Genomic DNA, 17,500 nt, shown 5'->3' on the forward strand with positions numbered 1-17,500 from the left:
CAGCGACCTTTTTTTTCCAACTCCGGGAGCACCTGTTCCCGCCAGGATGCAATCCGAAGTTCGTTCCGCTCAGCAGCCCGCCCATCTGGCATCTGTGGGCTGAACCCCAACTTTCGTAGGATTTTACGGACGTGATCATGGTGGTACCACACCTCGAAGTGCCGCCCGATCAGCTCTGCCACGCGTTTTGTCGTCCAAGTTTCGTCAGGAAACCCATGCTGCAGAGCACCCTCCCGCAGGAGGGTGCGAAGCTGGTCGTGCTGAGACTCAGTCAGCCGAGCAGGACGACCAGAGCTGACCGTCGCTTGCAAGCTTCCCTTCTTTCTGAGCCGAGCACTCCAAGAAGTCACCGTGAGCACGGAGACGCCGAAGTGAGCAGCAATTTCGCGGTGTGTGTGGCTGCCTTGCTGCAGCCACTCGGTAGCAGCCAGACGCCGCTCCTCAAGTTGGGCACGAGAATATTGGTTCGGTTGCCATTCCACGGTCCCTAGAGTTTAGCAGCGCATACTTACGCCGTTATCAATAGGTCAGGTGCCTCACCAGCGCGGAAGCGGTCCAGGTAGTCTTCCAGCTCATTGGCGTACTCGAACAGCCGCCGGTGTTGGCGGTCAAGTCGGCTTTCGCCGGTTTCATAGTGGGCAGTCCAGTCCAGAGGCACCGCGAAGTTCTAGTGCGGCGCAGCTGACAGCTTCGTGACAGAAAAAAGAGTAGAGAAATCCCCCGCCCGGGGAGGAGCCGGGGGCGGGGGAGAAGAGGAGGGGATAGGCAAAAAGGCCGGCTCAGCCGATGGTTTGCTTGACCACCTTCACCACGTTCTCAGCGCTGAAGCCCAGTTTCTCCAGCACCACTTCGCCGGGGGCGGAGGCGCCGAAGCGGTCCAGCGTGACCAGACCGCCCCCCTCGCCCACCCACTCGAACCAGGGCTGGCTGGCGGCGGCTTCGATGCCCACCCGGGGCGCGCTGCCCAGCACCTCGCGGCGGTAGCCGCTGTCCTGCTGCCGGAACAGCTCGAAGCAGGGCATGGATACCACCCGCGCCGCGATGCCTTCACCGCTCAGGGCGTCGGCGGCTTCCAGCGCCAGCGACACTTCCGAGCCGGAGGCCAGCAGGGTCACCTGGGCGTTCTGGGCCTCGCGCAGCACGTAGGCGCCTTTTTTCACGCCGTCATGGTTGGCCGGCAGCACCGGCAGGTTCTGGCGCGACAGCACCAGCGCGGTGGGGCCTTTCTTGTATTCCAGCGCCAGTGCCCAGGCGGCCGCCGTTTCGTTGGCGTCGGCGGGGCGGAAGACGTGGGCGCCCGGCACCGCCCGCAGCATCGCCAGCTGCTCGACCGGCTGGTGGGTGGGGCCGTCTTCCCCCAGGCCGACAGAGTCGTGGGTCAGCACGTAGGTGACCGGCTGCATCTGAATGGCGCTGAGGCGGAATGCGGGCTTGAGGTAGTCGCTGAACACCATGAAGGTGCCCACCAGCGGCCGCACGCCGCCGTAGAGGCTCATGCCGTTGGCAGCGGCGCTCATGCCGAACTCGCGCACGCCGAAGTACACGTTGCGGCCGGCGTAGTTGCCCGCCTGCACCTCGCCGCCGTCCTTGATGGTGGTCTTGGTGCTGCCCGACAGGTCCGCAGAGCCGCCCATCAGCCCCGGCACGCTGGGGGCCAGCGCGTTGATCACGTCGCCGCTGCTAGAGCGGGTGGCCTGGGCCTTGCTGCCCGCTTCCCACTGCGGCAGGATCTCCCAGAGGTTGTCGGGCAGGTCGCGTTCCAGCATGGTGTCCACTTCCTGGCCCAGTTCGGGGTACTGGGCGCGGTAGCTGTTCATCATCTTTTCCCACTCGGCCTGCTGTGCGCCGCCGCGTTCCAGGGCGCTCATGTGCTCTCTGACTTCGTCCGGCACGGTGAAGGCGGGATATTCCCAGCCCAGCGCCTGCTTGGTTTCGGCCACGCCCTCTGCGCCCAGCGGCTCGCCGTGGGCCTTGGGGGTGCCGGCGCGGGGGCTGCCGAAGCCGATCACGGTCCGCACCTGAATCAGGGTGGGCTTGGCGGTTTCGCTGCGGGCCTGCTCAAGGGCGGCGGCGATGGCGTCCACATCGTTGCCGTCTTCCACCTTCAGCACCTGCCAGCCGTAGCCTTCAAAGCGCAGCCGCATCTGCTCGGAGTCGGCCTGGTTCACCATGGTGTCCAGCTGCACCTCGTTATCGTCGTGCAGCCAGATCAGCTTGCCCAGGCGCAGGTGCCCGGCCAGCGCGGCGGCCTCGTGGCTCACGCCTTCTTGCAGGTCGCCGTCGCCGCAAATGGCGTAGGTGTAGTTGTCGAACACCGGGAAGCCCTCGCGGTTGTAGCGGGCGGCCAGGTGTGCCTCGGCCAGGGCCATGCCCACCGTCATGGCGATGCCCTGACCCAGCGGGCCGGTGGTGGCGTCCAGCCCGTCGGTGTGGAAGAACTCGGGGTGGCCGGGGGTCTGGCTGTCCCACTGGCGGAAGTCCTTGAGTTCTTGCAACGTCATCTTGGGGTAGCCGGTCAGGTGCAGCAGCGAGTAAATCAGCATGGACGCGTGGCCCGCTGACAGCACGAAGCGGTCGCGGCCCGGCCAGCGGTGGTCGGCCGGGTTGTGACGTAAGAAGCGCTGCCACAGTGTGTACGCCATCGGCGCCATGCCTAGCGGCGCGCCGGGATGGCCCGAGTTGGCCGCCTGCACCGCGTCGATGGCGAGCGTGCGGATGGTATTGATGCTCAGTTGCTCCAGAGTTTTGTCAGCGGACATGTTGTCAGTCTAGCGGCTGCGCGGCCGCGCCCGGCCCTGTCCCCGGCCCGCTCCCGGCGGCTGGGTCTTCTCCCCCGGCGTTCCGGCGGCCGGGGCAGCTTTGCTATACTGCCGGGCGCCCGCAACCCGCGGGCCAAAGCATGTGCAGCTGCCTTTGCACCCGTAGCTCAGTCGGATAGAGCGGCCCCCTCCTAAGGGGCAGGCCACAGGTTCGATTCCTGTCGGGTGCACCACCTTTCAGCTGGCCCCTGCCCCGAGCGGCGGGGGCTTTGCTTTTGCTGCGGGCAGCTGCCGGCACGGTTGCCGCGCGGCCCCGGCACCATACTGGAGCCATGTCCACCAACCCCAGCCGCCTGAGCGCCCGCCCGGACCCCGCTGCCCACCACGCGCCCCCCGCCGAACGCGGCCTGCACCCGCTGAGGCTGGGGCAGGGCCGAGACGGGCTGCTGTACGTGCCCACGCAGCACCCGCTGGATGGGCCGCGCCCGCTGCTGGTGACCTGCCATGGCGCGGGCAGCAGCGCCAGCCATTCCATCGCTCCCTTTGTGGACGCCGCTGAGGAACACGGCATCATCTTGCTGGCCTGTGACTCGCGCGCGCCGACCTGGGACGTGATTCACGGCGGCTATGGCCCGGACGTGCAGTTCATAGACCAGGCACTGGCGCTGGTGTTCAGCCGCGTTGCTATTGACCCGGCCCACCTTGCCCTGGACGGCTTCTCGGACGGGGCCAGTTACGCCCTCTCGCTGGGCCTGGGCAACGGTGACCTGTTCAGCCACCTGCTGGCCTTCTCGCCGGGCTTCCTGGCCCCCGCCGCGCAGGTGGGCAAGCCGTGCATCTTCGTTTCACACGGCACCGATGACCGAGTGCTGCCCATCGACCGCTGCGGACGGGTCATTCGCCGCCAGCTGGAAGGCGCCGGCTATGATCTGCACTACCGCGAGTTCGCGGGTGGGCATACGGTCCCGCCGGAGGTGCAGGCTGAAGCGCTGGCATGGTGGCTGGGGTAGATCCCCGCGCCGAATATCTACTCCGGGATGGACAAGAGAGAAAGCGCGTCACGGCTTATCCCAGGCCGTGACGCGCTTCAGTTGAGTTCCTCGGCTATTTACGCTTCAAGCCACTCCTGCAGACCAGTCACTCCCAGTTCACCCGCAGCCTTCGCGGCGGCAATGGCTTTGGCGGTCCATTCGGCGGCTTCTTTGGTGGTCACAATCGCTTTGCCACGCTCCAGCGCCTGGCGCAGCAGCGGGCTTTCGGTGGTGTCAATCAGCAGGTCGGGCAGCTCCTCGCCCGCTGCACGGCTTACGCTTAGGCCCGCGCTTTCCAGCGTGGCGGCCACTTCGTCCAGCCCTTCGCCCAGCACCACGGCGCGGCCGCTGAGCGGCAGGGCGTTCTTGGCGCCCAGCTCGGCGCGGTAGTAGGCCAGATACGGGTCGCGGTCAATGCCCATGCTCTCGCCGGTGCTCTTCATTTCCGGGCCCAGGATCGGCTGCACGCCTGCAAACTTCAGGAACGGCAGGTGGACTTCCTTCACCGAATACATCTCGGGGGTGGGCGTTTCCAGCAGCCCAATCTGCTCCAGCGTCTCGCCGGCGGCGATACGGGCGGCATATTTGGCCAGCGAGTGCCCGGTCGCCTTGCTTACGAACGGTACCGTGCGGCTGGCGCGCGGGTTGGCTTCCAGAATGTAGGGCACGCCGTCCTTGACCGCGTACTGCACGTTCATCAGGCCCTTTACGCCCAGTTCCAGCGCCAGCCGTTCGGTGGTGCGCTTCACCTCATCCAGCAGCTCGGGGCTGAGGCTCACCGGCGGAATGATGCAGGCCGAGTCACCGCTGTGCACCCCCGCCGCTTCGATGTGTTCCATCACGCCCGCCACCACGGCGCGTTCGCCGTCGCATAGGCAGTCCACGTCCAGCTCCAGCGCGCCTTCCAGGAACTGGTCCAGCAGGATGCTTGGCTGGCCTTCCACCGCTGCGTACACTTCCTTCAGGTAGGTTTTCAGCTCGGGCATCGAGCGCACCGTCCGCATGGCGCGGCCGCCCAGCACGTAGCTCGGGCGGGCCATCAGCGGGAAGCCCAGCTCGTCGGCCAGGCGCTCGGCCTGGGTGGGCGTGGCGGCCACCTTGCCCTTGGGCTGAGGAATGCCCAGGCGCTCACACAGCTCGTTAAAGGAAGCGCGGTCTTCGGCCTGGTGGATGGTGGCCGGGCTGGTGCCGATGATCGGCGCCCCGGCCTCGGCCAGCCGGCGGGCCAGCTTCAGCGGCGTCTGGCCGCCCAGCTGCACGATCACGCCGGTGGGCTGCTCGTGGTCGATGATGTTCATCACGTCCTCGAAGGTTAGCGGTTCGAAGTACAGCCGGTCGGCGGTGTCGTAGTCGGTGCTGACCGTCTCGGGGTTGGAGTTCACCATGATGGTCTCATAGCCGGCGTCCTGCAGCGCCCACACCGCGTGCACGGTGGCGTAGTCGAACTCCACGCCCTGCCCGATGCGGTTGGGGCCCGAACCCAGAATCACCACCTTGGGCTTGTCGGTGGGCGTCACCTCGTCTTCCCACTCGTAGGTGGAGTAGTGGTAGGGCGTAAACGCCTCGAACTCGGCGGCGCAGGTGTCCACCGTCTTGTAGACCGGGGTGGCCTTGGCCTTCTTGCGCAGCTCGCGCACCTGCAGTTCATTCAGTCCCACGATTTCGCCCAGGCGGGCGTCGCTGAAGCCCAGGCGCTTGATCTCGCGCCAGTACTCGTACTTCCATTCCGCAATCGGGCCCAGGTCGGCAATTTCCTTTTCCGCGACGATAATTTCCCGGATCTGGTGCAGGAACCATTCGTTGATGGCGGTGGCTTCGTGCAGCGCGGCCACGCTCTCGCCGCGCCGGGTCAATTCGATCACGGCCTCGATCCGACGCGGGTTGGGGTAGAGCAGCGCCCGCAGCTCGTCTTTGGTCATGGCCGAGAACTCGCCGCGCACGTCGGCTTCAATAGAGCGCAGCGCCTTTTGCAGCGATTCCTTGAAGGTGCGGCCGATCGCCATCACCTCGCCCACCGAGCGCATCTGGGTGCCCAGGGCGTCGGGGGTGCCGGGGAACTTCTCGAAGGCGAAACGCGGAATCTTGGTCACCACGTAGTCGATGCTCGGCTCGAAGCTGGCCGGGGTCACGCGGGTGATGTCGTTGGGCAGCTCGTCAAGGTGGTAGCCCACTGCCAGCAGCGCGGCGATCTTGGCAATCGGAAAGCCGGTGGCCTTACTTGCCAGCGCCGAGGAGCGGCTCACGCGCGGGTTCATCTCAATCACGATGATGCGGCCGTCTTCGGGGTTCACGGCGTACTGGATGTTGGAGCCGCCGGTATCCACCCCGATTTCGCGGATGATCTTCAGCGACATGTCGCGCAGTTCCTGGTATTCCACGTCGCTGAGCGTCTGCGCCGGAGCCACCGTGATGGAGTCGCCGGTATGCACGCCCATCGGATCGAAGTTCTCGATAGAGGTGATGATCACCACCGTGTCGGCGGTGTCGCGCATCACTTCCAGCTCGTATTCCTTCCAGCCCAGGATGCTTTCTTCCAGCAGCACGGAGGTCACCGGGCTATCGCGCAGGCCGCCCTCGGTGATGCGCAGGAAATCCTCGTAGGTGTGCGCGATGCCGCCGCCGGTGCCGCCGAGGGTGAAGGAGGGGCGGATGACCACCGGCAGACCCAACTCCTTCTGATACTCGATAGCTTCGTCCATCGAGTGCACCATCTTGCCCTTGGCCGTCTCCACGCCGATTTTCTTCATGGCGGCCTGGAAAGCCTCGCGGTCCTCGCCCTTGTGGATGGCTTCGGCGTTGGCGCCGATCAGCTCCACCCTGAATTCTTCCAGCGTGCCGTTGGCATTCAGCTCCATCGCCAGGTTCAGCGCCGTCTGGCCACCCAGCGTGGGCAGGATGGCGTCGGGGCGCTCTTTCTCGATGACCCGCCGCACGAATTCCGGGGTCAGCGGTTCCAGGTAGGTGGCGTCGGCCAGGTCCGGGTCGGTCATGATGGTCGCCGGGTTGGAGTTCACCAGCACCACGCGGTAGCCCTCGCCGCGCAGCGCCTTGAGCGCCTGGGTGCCGGAATAGTCGAACTCGGCCGCTTGCCCAATTTGAATGGGGCCGCTGCCGAGAATCAGGATGGTCTGCAGGTCAGTTCGCTTAGGCATTCTAAAAAGCCAGTATCGCACGGAAAGGGCCGGAAGACAGGGAATGCCAGGCTGGCCGGGCTGCCGGTATGCAGCAGGCTCTGGGGCTGGAAAAAAGAGTCTGGCAGCGGCTGAATAGGCTGCGGAAGCCTGGGCGGCGTGCCTCAGGCGCCCCTGTTATTGACAGAGTGACGGCAAAGCAGGCAGTCATGAGCAGCAGCAAAAAGCTGGAGCGCGGGGCCCCAGCTTCTCGGATTTGGTTCTATCGGGCGGGTGCTCAGGGAGCGGTGCTGTCTGCGGCGTCGGTGTCTTCGCCGCTCATGCGTTCGCCGTCTTCGTTCTTCAGGTCACCCATGCCGCTGTAGCTGCTGCTCATGCCTTCGCCTTCCATCTCGCGAGAATCGGTGTTCTGGGGTTTGGCGGCGCTGTTTTCGTTCTGGTCTACGTCCTGTCCAACTTTGTCTTTTTCCTGCATGAAAGCTCCTTTTTTCTCTGGCTCGGATGAGCTGAGCTGAGAGGGCGGGGTGTTACTGGCGGTTGTCTTCGCCGGCGATGCGGCTGCCCTGGCTGGCCTGATCTTCGGTTTTGCGGCTGCCAGGGATGGTCATGGTGGCGGTTTCACCGGTGTCACTCGCCCCGGTGGTCAGCTGGTCCAGTCCGTTGGTGTTGCCCGCTGGAGCCGTGCCTGGCTGGTCTGCGGTGCCCTGCGGCAGCGTCATGGTCTGGTCCTGTTCCTGCACGCTTTGTCCTTTCCGTGACGCGAAACACGCGCCGACTCATCACCGCCCAGCGTAGTGCTTCTGTACCCTGGCTGCCGCTTAGAATTTGTTGATTCAGCGCTTGCCAGAGTGCCAAACTTCCGGGAGTATCCGGAGGGTGGCGGTTATTGGTCCTGGCTCTGGCTTTCGGTGTCGCCGGCCTGCCCGCTGCCTGAAGGGGTCAGCTCGCTCGCCCTAGAGGTGCTGGCCGCGCTGGCACTATGGCCGCTCTCGGCTGCGCTGCCACTGGTCGGGCCGTTTCCAGTTGCGTTGTCGGCGAAAGGCTGTTCCCGTTGGCTCTGGTCCCGGTCGCTGCCGGCTGGCCCGTTCCCGCCGGCCGGCTGCACCCGCAGGCGGTTGTGCACGTCCCTGATGCCCCGGACCCGCTCGGCGCAGCTTTCGGCCTGGCGCTTTTGCCAGCGGTCATTCACGGTGCCGCTGAGGGTCACTTCGCCGCCTTCCACCTGCACTTCCACCTCGCTGGCGTCCACCGAGTTGTTGTCCTGCAGGGCCTCGCTGACCTCTTCCCAGATGCGGTCGTCGCTGCGGCGGTAGCCTTTGGGCCCTTGCCGGCGTGGCCCATGCCCCGGTGGCCCTGCTCTCCCATGCCGGGGCCGGCCCGGTAGCTCTGGCCGAAGCGGTCCTGGTCCGGGCCACTCAGCTGCCCATAAGCCCAGCCGCCCTGGTCCTGGCTAATGCGGGGGCGGTCGTTGTGGTCGTCTTCGCTGTAACGGCCGTAGCCTTCGCCGCTGCTCATGCGGCCCTGGCCCAGATAGCCCTGGTCCATCGCGCCGCGGCCATAGTCGGCCCCGCCGAATTCGCGGTCATAGCCGCCCGAGTCCCGGCCCCCAGACACGCTGCGGCCCATCCGGTCGTAGCGGTCTTCCAGCCGGCCGGCGTCCGGGCGTCCGCCGCGTCTGCGGCCGCCCAGCATGCCCGAGTCCCGGAAGTCCTGGGTGTCCGAGTAGGCGTCGCTGCCCACGCCCATCCGGTCCTGTGGGCCCCAGTCGCTCTGGCCGCCTGCATATCCGCTTTCGCTCTGGCTGCTACCATCGCTGAAAAAACGTGCAGAACGCTCCCAGCGGTCACGGCCGGCGCTGCTCCCTGGACCATCAAAGCGGCGTTCAGCGTCACGGAAACGGTCTGGTCTGCCGTCGTCCTGGGAGCGATTCTCCCGGTACCGATTGTCCTGGTATCGATCGTCGCCGCGCTGAGGGCGGTCGTCGTCGCGGTCGTTCTCGTAACGGTCGTTGCGGAAACGGGTCATGACATCCTCCTGTGCAGGTGGGCTGGACATGGGCCTTCCATGCCTCGCGGCGCCAGCTTGTTCCTGGGTCTGGCCTCTTTCCAGGCAAACCGGCGCTGTCTCTTTATTTTCCTGCGGCTTCTATTACAGCCTCTCCGGCGGCTCCGGCCGGTCCCAGAGACCTCAAACCGCCTTGGAAAACTTCTCAGGGTTGGAACAAAGAAAAGTGGCCACGCCGCCGGTGCCGGAGGTTGACCCTCTGTAGGCCGGGTGTTAGGCTTGCATAGCTATTCAGAAGCTCTGAATACCCATTCAGCCTATGACTTCCTTTTCACCGCGACGTCCAGCCTAGCCCGGTCCTGTATCCAGGAGACGGGCGGCCTCTTTGCGCCGCTTTTTTTGTGCTTCACCCTCTTTCACCCCCTCTTTCCCAAGGAGAAACCCAGCATGACCCAGCGCGAAAAGATTGTGCTCGCCTACAGTGGCGGCCTCGACACCTCCATCATCATCAAGTGGCTGCAGCAGGAGCGCGGCTACGACGTGGTGGCCTTTACGGCCGACCTGGGTCAGGGCGCCGAAGTGGAAGAAGCCCGTGAAAAGGCCCTCAAGACTGGCGCCGTGAGTGCCTATGCACTGGACCTGCGCGAGGAATTCGTGCGCGACTATGTCTTCCCGATGATGCGTTCCAGCGCGCTGTATGAAGGCTATTACCTGCTGGGCACCTCCATCGCCCGGCCCCTGATCGCCAAGAAAATGGTGGAACTGGCCGCCCAGGAAGGCGCAGTGGCTGTCAGCCACGGGGCCACCGGCAAGGGCAACGACCAGGTACGCTTCGAGCTGTCGGTGCTGTCGCTGAACCCGGAACTGCGGACGGTGGCCCCGTGGCGCGAATGGGATTTCCAGGGCCGCGCCGACTTGGAAGCTTTTGCCAAGGAGCACGGCATTCCGGTGCCCACCACCAAGAAGTCGCCCTGGAGCATCGACGCCAACATGCTGCATGTGTCCTACGAGGGCGGCCTGCTGGAAGACCCCTGGGCCGAGCCGCCAGCCGACCTGTGCAAGATGACCGTGAATATCGAGGACGCGCCGGACGAGCCTGAATACATAGAAATTGAATATGTAAACGGTGACCCGGTGGCCATCAACGGCGAGCGCCTTTCGCCTGCCGCGCTGCTGGAAAAGGCCAATGAACTGGGCGGCAAGCACGGCATCGGCCGGATTGATCTGGTCGAAAACCGCTTTGTAGGCATGAAATCACGTGGCGTGTATGAAACGCCCGGCGGCACCGTTCTGTATCACGGCCGCCGCGCTGTGGAAAGCCTGACCCTGGACCGCGAAGTCCTGCACCAGCGCGACGCCCTGGCCCCCAAGTACGCCGAACTGGTCTATAACGGCTTCTGGTTTGCCCCCGAGCGTGAAGCGCTGCAGGTTTATATCGACCACGTGGCCAGCCGCGTGACTGGCACGGCCCGCCTGAAGCTGTACAAGGGCAACTGCGTGATCGTGGGCCGCAAGGCGCCCCGCAGCCTCTATGACCAAGAACTGGTGTCGTTCGAGGCCGGCGGCGACTACCGTCAGGCCGACGCCGGCGCTTTTATTCGCCTCAACGCCCTTCGTCTGCGGGTTGAAAGCTGGGCCACCCGGGCGCAGGAAACAGTCAAGCCCGATAACTATGTGCCCAGCGAACCCGAAGAAATTCGCGGGGACTGAGGCTGGCGCCCGGGCCGGGGCAGGGAGAGGCCACGTGTGCCTGAGCTTGAGCCGCTGGGGCCAGAGCCGCCGCCCGACTGGGCGAACCGCGAGTTGCTGGCCTGCCGCACGACCTTCAGCCCTGTCCTGCTGACTTTTCTGGGGCCATATGCGGGAACTGCGGGAAAGGGTGCCAGGCCCAGGCGAGGGGAGTAGTGGCGAGGAGCTGGCCAGCGGCCAGTCCCGTGCCCTCGCGGCGCGGCTCTGGCTCCTGCCTGACGCGCGCCGCCGCTTCCGTCTCCGCCAGTTTCAGGTGCAGGATGAGGGCCACTGGGTCTTTAGTCCGGAACTTGGAGGTCTTGCCGCACCTTATCTGGGACAGCTTGAGAAGGGAATAATTTTTATGACCCAAAAACAGGAAACTAAACTCTGGGGCGGGCGCTTCGCTGAGGCCACTGCTGAGCTGGTCGAGCAGTTCAACGCCTCGGTCGGCTTTGACCAGAGACTGGCCGAGCAGGACATTCGCGGCTCGCTGGCGCATGTGGCGATGCTGGGGAAGCAGGGCATTCTGACTGCCGAGGAAGTCGCCCAGATCACGGACGGCCTGAACGCCGTGCTGCGTGATATCCGCGCCGGAACCTTCGAGTGGCGCCTCGACCGCGAGGACGTTCACATGAACGTGGAAGCCGCCCTGCGCGACCGCATCGGCCCGGTGGCGGGCAAACTACACACCGCCCGCTCGCGCAACGACCAGGTGGCTGTGGATTTCCGCCTGTTCACCAAAGAAGCCGCGCTCGACCTGGCCGACCAGACCCGCGCGCTGCGTAAAGTGATGCTGGCCGAGGCGGAAAAGCACCTCCAGAACGAGGTGATTTTGCCTGGCTATACCCACCTGCAAGTGGCGCAGCCCATCCTGCTGGCGCATTGGTTCATGGCGTATGTGGCGATGCTGGAGCGCGACGAGGGCCGCTTCCGCGACGCCGCCGAGCGCATGGACGAATCGCCGTTGGGCAGCTCGGCGCTGGCGGGCACGCCCTGGCCGCTGGATCGGCAGGCGACCGCCGAGGCCCTGGGCTTTGCGCGGCCCACCGCCAACAGCCTCGACGGGGTGGGCAGTCGTGACTTCGCGCTGGAATTCCTGAGCGCCTGCGCGATTCTGTCCGCGCATCTCTCGCGCCTCTCGGAAGAGCTGATTCTGTACTCCACTTTCGAGTTCGGTTTCATCACCCTGCCCGACTCGCACACCACGGGCTCGAGCATCATGCCGCAGAAGAAAAACCCCGACGTGTCTGAACTCGCACGCGGCAAGGCGGGGCGCGTCTTCGGCAACCTGATGGGCCTGCTGACGGTGGTCAAGGGCACGCCGCTCGCCTACAACAAGGACTTGCAGGAGGACAAGGAAGGCGTGTTCGACTCCTACGATACGCTGAGCATCGTCCTGTGCCTGTATGCCGAGATGCTGCCGAGGACCGTCTGGCACGCCGACGTGACCAAAGCGGCGGCGGCACGCGGCTACTCCACCGCCACCGACGTGGCCGACTACCTCGCCCGGCAGGGTGTGCCCTTCCGCGAGGCGCACGAGGTCGTGGGCGGGTTGGTCGGGCTGGCCTCGCGCTCGGACCGGCAACTCTGGGAACTGACCGACGCCGAATTGAAGGCGGCCCACCCGCTGCTCAGCTCCGAAGTGGCACAGAAACTTACCGTGGAGGAAAGCGTTCGCAGCCGCCAGAGCTATGGGGGCACCGCGCCGGAGCGGGTGCGGGAAGCGATTGAGGCAGCAAAGGCCAGTCTAAGTTGAGTGCAGCTGGGTTCAGGGAGAAATAACTGAAGTGCAAAAGCAGCGCCGCTCCGGGCTTTTCGTGTCCGGAGCGGCGCTGCTGAGCGTGTCTCATTTTAGCTAAGCAGTTCTGCCTCGTGAACGATCTCCACGTTGCCCTGCATCACCTGACTCAGGGGGCAATTCTCGGCTGCTTCTTTAACATGGGCTTCAAAATCGGCCGGGTCGCTGCCTTGCACCTCGCCGCGCACTTTCAGCACCATTCGGCTGACCCGGAAGCCACTGCCGGCTTTGGTCATCTCGCAGGTGGCTTCGGTATCCAGCGAGTCAATGGTGTGGCCGTGTTTTTCCAGCAGAGCGCTCAGCTGCATGGTAAAGCAGCCGGCGTGCGCTGAGGCCAGCAGTTCTTCGGGATTGGTGCCCTTGCCGTTTTCGAACCGGGTGCTAAAGGAGTACTGGGCGTTATCAAGCACACCGCTTTCGGTGCTGATGTTGCCCTCCCCGTCTTTGAGAGTGCCGGCCCAGTGGGCGGAGGCTTTTCTTGCAATATCTGCCATGTCTGCCAGCCTAGGCTGCTCCGCTGGGCTCTGCATCTGGCAAAGCTCGAGGCGCCCTTACAGTCCAGATAAACTGCAGAGATGAAACGAGGCCAGGTAAACCTGACCGTGCAGCTGGACGGCCGGCAGCTACAGAAGCGTCAGCAGAAGTGGGCGCACTGGCAGGCACACCCGTAGGACAACCCGCTGGTGACGCGAGCTGAATTTGCCGGCGGTGAGGTGCTGCTGGAAAATGACTGTGTGTCTATTCGCAGGACGCCCGCTTTGCCGACGGACTGCCGTACTCGGGCCTGATCGTGCCCCGGCGGCCCTGCGAAACCGTCTGTGACCTGACCCCAGAGGAGGTTCTGGCCACCCATGCGCTGCTGCAAACTGTCCGCGACTACCTGGCAGCCACCGTGCAACCCGACGGATATACGGTCGGCTGGAATGTCTTTCCGGCAGCCGGCGCCCATATTCCGCAGGTGCATCTGCATGTCATCCCACGCTGGAAGACGGACGCGGCGGCTGGTGTGGGCCTGCGCTTTCTGCTGAAAGCGGCAGCGCAGGCGTCAGGGGAGAAGCTCTAAACCCAGGCCGGCGCGGGCCCGGCGGGTCAGTCCTGCCGCCACCAGCCGGTAACTGCCGAGCAGCAACTGCTGGGTCAGCTCAGGCGGCACATCGCTTTCCAGGTCAAGGGTGATCCAGTGCCGCTTGTTCAGGTGATAGCCGGGCATGACGCCCTGGTACTGGATGCGCAGCTGTTCGCTCAGGGACGGGTTCACTTTCAGGCTCACCTGCAGCGGCCCTGCGGCCGTAATGCCGCACAGGGCGTACATCTTGCCGCTCACTTCCCAGACCAGGGTGCCGGGGCCAAAAGGAAAAGTTTCCTGGGAGTGCGGGAGCCGCGCGCAGAACTCTCTCAGCTCAGCAACCGTGGTCATCTCTGCTGTGGCTGTGTCCCTGTCCATAAGGCCAAGTGTGCCACGGATGTGTGCTGGCTGCTGGCTACAGCTGTGCGCAACTCAGTTGCCATGCACCGGACAGCCGCTTTTTCGCCGGCGGTGGAAAAATCCCGGCGTCAGCGTGCGGTCCTCACGGTAGCTGTGGCTCCAAACTGGCGTGGTGGCCGGAGAAACCGGTGGAATCAGCCAGTCCCACTGCCCGTTGACGCGCCGCCTGGCGGCTTTCTCCCGTTCTTCAAAAGCCACGAACTGCCGGGTGATGCTGTGGTGGTCTTCTATGCGCACACCGGCCTGGTCAAAAGAAGACAGGACCGCCCGGTTCATCTCGACCAGGGCAGTATCGCGCCACAGCGTTCGCTCGCGCGACATGTCCAGCCCCAGCCGCCGCGCCAGATCGGGCAGCCGGTCATAGCGGTCCTGATCCGCCAGGTTGCGGGCAGCGATTTCGGTGCCCAGATACCAGCCGCTGAATGGTGCGCAGGCAAACTTCAATCCTGCGAAGCGCAGTTCCATATCGCTGATGACCGGCAGGGCATGCCACTTCAGCCCCAGGTCGCCCAGTTCAGGATGGACGATGCCGACCTCCTGCACATCCTCCGGCGCCCACTCGAACAACTGGTTGCCGGCGTCAGTCTGCACCGCCAGTGGCAGCACATCGAAGTCGCCACGCTGCGCCGGTGGTTGCCAGCCCAGTGCCAGCAGCTGCGCGGTCAGTGACTGGTTGCGGGGGTCGCCGCGGCCGTCCGGGTAGCCGGCGTAGCGAATCAGCTGGTCGTTCACGATTCGCACGCCCGGCCCGAACACGCTGATGACGCTGCGAATCCGGCCACCATGCCAGGCTCGCCGCAGGTGTTCTTGCAGCTCCCGGAACACCGCTTCCGGCTCTGTCACTTGCCGCAGGTCGCGGACCTCCAGCGCCGGCCAGTAGCTGCGGCCTACGCAGCGCGCCGAGTTGCGCCAGGCTACCCGCGCGGCGAAGGTCAGCTGGTCGGTGGTGGGCCGGTAGGGAACGCCCGGCTCAAAGTCGGCAGCGCCGCCGGTTTCCTGGGCGTACAGTTCCAAAAAGCGCTGCAGTTCAGCTGGGGCGTCACGGCCGGGAGCGGGCGGGGCGCTGGGGGTCATGCAGCCGAGCATAGCGGCCCCGCCGGGGCGCTGGGTCCCGGCGGCTCAGGAGCCGGCATAAACACGCCGTTTAGGGCCTAGCGAGGTTGTGCGCGAGTACAGCCAGAACGACGCGGAGCTTGAGTGACGCCAGAGTTTTGGTCTGAACGGAACGAATTTGCGCTTCTACGAGCGCAGAGAAGACCGTTTCAATGCGTTTGCGAATTCTGGGATGGCGAGATTCTCGCCATCCCGTGTCGTATTTGGTGTTCTTCTTGGGTGGATACACGTAGCCTAGACAGCAATAGCCTTTGTCGCCAATGATGGTTGGGCTCATAAGTTGCACCTTGCATAGCTGAGCGAATAGCCGTGCTGGTGGAGGAATTCTTGCTCTTTCCGAAGCTGGCTCAGCAGGTGGTTCAGCCTGACTTCGGGGAAGAGGGTATGTAGGGCCAAGCGGGCTGCCTCTTTCAGGGTCATGTCCTCAGAGCGGTACAGCATGGTCAGGGTGAAGGCCAAGAAGACCATCAAAATCCAGCGGTCCAGACCCCTGGCAGTTCGCAGCGCGAACTGCGCCAACCCAAACTGGTGCTTACCTTCCTTAAAGAAGGATTCCACCCCCCAGCGATGCGCACCCTCAGCAACGATCTCGTCCCCCTCCAGCAGTTCAGACGACACCGCGAAGAATTCACGGTCCCCACGGTCCATCCTCCCCAGAGACAGCGTTTCCAGAGACCAGTTGGCGAGGTTGACGTACCCCCCATGCGGACAGTCCGCCACCGTCACCCGCCCAGGATGGTCCGTGCGCCGGTTGCTCCTCACACCCACCACGAACTCGAAACCAAGGCGCTGCACGCCTTCCAGAAAAACAGCGGCTTCAAAGCCGCTGTCCGCTAGGACACGTACCCGGAAACGTTTCTTGATGAAGTCCGGCACCTCTTCCAGCAAGTCGAGGGCCAGTGTGACCGGGGTGCTGGTGTGCTTGCCCTGGTAGATCCGGTAAGAAATGGGGAACTTCAGTTCCCCATATTCGGCGAACAAGACCACCAGATGGATGCCGTGCCTACCGTTGTAGACACTGACATAGGGCAGCTGAGTTCCCACCTTTTCCACCGTGGTCAGATCCACGCTGAGCCGCATTCGAGGTCTACGTTTGTGACGAGCTGTATCCAGCAGGATGCGCCACTGGAAGTCCTGCATCTCTTCCCAGCAGCGGTCTGAATCCCAGTCGTAGATGTTGAAGAAACGGCTGAGTGCACTGGGGCTGACTCCCTCTGCCTGGCTGAACTTGGTCTTCTGACCTGGACTGTGGAAGAGGTGCAGCGAAGCTTGCAAGCTTCGCTGCTGATACAGCGTCTCTGGAATATCCAGAACCTGCTGTGCGAAAATACGGACGCGCTCCCCTGAAACCTGTTTGTACACACTTCCAGAATTTCAGCTCTGGGAGCGCTTTTTGTCCGCCTATTCAGGTGCAAGTTCTGAGTATAAACATTCATTTCTCAGGCCGTTTGTTTTACAGTGGTGAAATGAAATAGAAAGTTCAGTTTCTATTTCTGTGTTCAACCTCAACTTCACTAAAGAAAACAGCCACTGGCTGACCAAAAAAAGCAGTGACCGGCCGGCGGGAGAGACGGAAACTGCCCGCCTCCTGTCCTGGGTCACAAGGAGCTACCGTGGAAATCTTCCGTTACATCATCACCCGCGCCTGCTTGCAAGAAGGCAGCCTGCGCCTGCAGCGTTCCCTGCGGCCGCACTTTCCTAGCGAAGGCACCGTCAAGCTGTTTGACGACGGTGGCCATGAATATCAGGCCCAGATTGACAGTAGCGACGAGCGGCTGCTGGGTGTGGGACCTTTTTACCGCGATCACAACCTGGGCGTGAACGACGTGGTGCTGATTACTCCGCTGGTGCCGGGATGTTACAAGCTTGAGGGCATTATCAAGCCGCACGCCCGGCGTGAGCCGGAGCGCCCACGCGGTGAAGCGCAGGGGCAGGCCCTGGCCACTTCCGAAGCTGCTCCAGAACATGCCAGCGTGCGGGTGGTGGTCAATGCGACCGCGCATGTCCGTGAAGTTCGCACCCAACCGCTGGGGCAAGCTCCGGCCAGTCTCTGGGCATCGATGGAACACGAGATGGCCGAGCGTGTCCAGCGAGCCAACCGCTATGTGGTGCCCCCCCTCAGCAGCGAATCCTGGACAGCCATTGCGCCGGCCTCAGCTGCAGTAGCCGAGGCTGTGCCTGCCCGCTCAGGTACGGGGCGTGTTCACCGGATCACGGTGCCAGCCGAAACTGGGGTTACAGAACCGGCTTCGGCCCAGCCTGCGCCGGGCCAGCGCCGAGCGGCCGCGCCAGCCCAAACTGAATCTGAGCCCAGCCGGCTGAAAATGTCGTGGCCCCGGCCTCAGGGTGGCACCTCAACTATTGCCCATCAGCGCAGCGAGCCAGCGGCAAACCTGACACGGACCAGCCGGGAACAGACCGCTGTGTCCCAGCAGCCTCAGTTGCCT

The 17,500-nt window shown here is 64.3% G+C and carries 17 protein-coding genes, 1 tRNA gene and 1 pseudogene (1 of these 19 cut by a window edge); 6 read left to right on the top strand and 13 right to left on the bottom strand.

The window, feature by feature from the left end; all coding sequences use genetic code 11:
• The 3 genes from OCI36_RS02040 to tkt form a co-directional block, all read right to left on the bottom strand.
• A partial coding sequence (locus OCI36_RS02040; protein WP_261663422.1) for a transposase occupies positions 1–482 on the bottom strand: 482 nt, incomplete at its 3' end.
• 26 nt (positions 483–508) lie between these two features.
• Positions 509–658 (bottom strand): hypothetical protein, encoded by a 150-nt coding sequence (locus OCI36_RS02045; protein ID WP_261663423.1) that lies wholly within the window; start codon positions 656–658, stop codon positions 509–511.
• Between the two features lie 121 nt (positions 659–779).
• Positions 780–2,759, bottom strand: a complete 1,980-nt coding sequence (gene tkt / locus OCI36_RS02050) for a transketolase (protein WP_261663424.1) — start codon at positions 2,757–2,759, stop codon at positions 780–782.
• Positions 2,760–2,915: 156 nt separating this feature from the next.
• Here tkt and OCI36_RS02055 point away from each other — a divergent pair.
• Positions 2,916–2,992, top strand: a tRNA-Arg gene (locus OCI36_RS02055).
• A 99-nt stretch (positions 2,993–3,091) separates the two neighbouring features.
• Positions 3,092–3,769: an alpha/beta hydrolase gene (locus tag OCI36_RS02060; protein WP_261663425.1), complete on the top strand. Its 678-nt coding sequence runs from the start codon at positions 3,092–3,094 to the stop codon at positions 3,767–3,769.
• 98 nt (positions 3,770–3,867) lie between these two features.
• On the opposite strand, the gene carB is transcribed toward OCI36_RS02060, so the two are convergent.
• The 5 genes from carB to OCI36_RS02085 form a co-directional block, all read right to left on the bottom strand.
• Positions 3,868–6,942, bottom strand: coding sequence for a carbamoyl-phosphate synthase large subunit (gene carB / locus OCI36_RS02065; protein ID WP_261663426.1), 3,075 nt, complete (start codon positions 6,940–6,942; stop codon positions 3,868–3,870).
• 256 nt (positions 6,943–7,198) lie between these two features.
• On the bottom strand, positions 7,199–7,396 hold the full coding sequence (locus tag OCI36_RS02070) for a hypothetical protein (protein ID WP_261663427.1): 198 nt from the start codon (positions 7,394–7,396) through the stop codon (positions 7,199–7,201).
• A gap of 52 nt (positions 7,397–7,448) precedes the next feature.
• Positions 7,449–7,661: a hypothetical protein gene (locus OCI36_RS02075; protein WP_261663428.1), complete on the bottom strand. Its 213-nt coding sequence runs from the start codon at positions 7,659–7,661 to the stop codon at positions 7,449–7,451.
• A gap of 143 nt (positions 7,662–7,804) precedes the next feature.
• Entirely contained in the window at positions 7,805–8,170 is a 366-nt protein-coding gene (locus OCI36_RS02080; protein ID WP_261663429.1) for a BON domain-containing protein, read from the bottom strand.
• Positions 8,125–8,976, bottom strand: coding sequence for a hypothetical protein (locus tag OCI36_RS02085; protein ID WP_261663430.1), 852 nt, complete (start codon positions 8,974–8,976; stop codon positions 8,125–8,127). Before OCI36_RS02085 ends, OCI36_RS02080 begins: the two co-directional genes overlap by 46 nt.
• A 396-nt stretch (positions 8,977–9,372) precedes the next feature.
• On the opposite strand from OCI36_RS02085, the gene OCI36_RS02090 reads away from it, so the two are divergent.
• Together OCI36_RS02090 and argH are read left to right on the top strand one after the other, a co-directional pair.
• The gene (locus OCI36_RS02090) at positions 9,373–10,635 is read left to right on the top strand and encodes an argininosuccinate synthase (protein ID WP_261663431.1); all 1,263 of its coding nucleotides are present in this window, start codon (positions 9,373–9,375) and stop codon (positions 10,633–10,635) included.
• Between the two features lie 382 nt (positions 10,636–11,017).
• A complete protein-coding gene (argH, locus tag OCI36_RS02095; protein WP_261663432.1) occupies positions 11,018–12,412 on the top strand; it encodes an argininosuccinate lyase in 1,395 nt (464 codons plus the stop codon).
• A gap of 95 nt (positions 12,413–12,507) precedes the next feature.
• Here argH and OCI36_RS02100 read toward each other — a convergent pair whose 3' ends face one another.
• Positions 12,508–12,948 carry an OsmC family protein gene (locus tag OCI36_RS02100; RefSeq protein WP_261663433.1) on the bottom strand — a complete coding sequence of 147 codons (441 nt, stop codon included), beginning with the start codon at positions 12,946–12,948 and terminating at the stop codon, positions 12,508–12,510.
• Between the two features lie 296 nt (positions 12,949–13,244).
• On the opposite strand from OCI36_RS02100, the gene OCI36_RS02105 reads away from it, so the two are divergent.
• Positions 13,245–13,517, top strand: coding sequence for an HIT family protein (locus tag OCI36_RS02105; RefSeq protein WP_261663434.1), 273 nt, complete (start codon positions 13,245–13,247; stop codon positions 13,515–13,517).
• Here OCI36_RS02105 and OCI36_RS02110 read toward each other — a convergent pair.
• The 4 genes and pseudogenes from OCI36_RS02110 to OCI36_RS02125 form a co-directional block, all read right to left on the bottom strand.
• Positions 13,500–13,898: an MmcQ/YjbR family DNA-binding protein gene (locus tag OCI36_RS02110; protein WP_261663435.1), complete on the bottom strand. Its 399-nt coding sequence runs from the start codon at positions 13,896–13,898 to the stop codon at positions 13,500–13,502. The two genes, OCI36_RS02105 and OCI36_RS02110, sit on opposite strands and share 18 nt — an antisense overlap.
• A gap of 54 nt (positions 13,899–13,952) precedes the next feature.
• Positions 13,953–15,014 (bottom strand): nitric oxide synthase oxygenase, encoded by a 1,062-nt coding sequence (locus OCI36_RS02115; RefSeq protein ID WP_261663436.1) that lies wholly within the window; start codon positions 15,012–15,014, stop codon positions 13,953–13,955.
• A 70-nt stretch (positions 15,015–15,084) separates the two neighbouring features.
• A pseudogene (locus OCI36_RS02120) lies at positions 15,085–15,324 on the bottom strand (IS982 family transposase); the annotation flags it as partial.
• Between the two features lie 2 nt (positions 15,325–15,326).
• Positions 15,327–16,415 carry a transposase gene (locus OCI36_RS02125; protein WP_261663437.1) on the bottom strand — a complete coding sequence of 363 codons (1,089 nt, stop codon included), beginning with the start codon at positions 16,413–16,415 and terminating at the stop codon, positions 15,327–15,329.
• A 251-nt stretch (positions 16,416–16,666) separates the two neighbouring features.
• On the opposite strand from OCI36_RS02125, the gene OCI36_RS02130 reads away from it, so the two are divergent.
• Positions 16,667–17,500: the start of a hypothetical protein gene (locus tag OCI36_RS02130; protein WP_261663438.1), read on the top strand. 1,020 nt of this gene lie beyond the right edge of the window; the window shows 834 of its 1,854 coding nt (coding positions 1–834); the start codon lies at positions 16,667–16,669; its stop codon lies off the right edge, out of view.

Source organism: Deinococcus sp. Marseille-Q6407 (assembly GCF_946848805.1).
In the GTDB taxonomy this organism is placed as follows: Bacteria; Deinococcota; Deinococci; order Deinococcales; family Deinococcaceae; genus Deinococcus.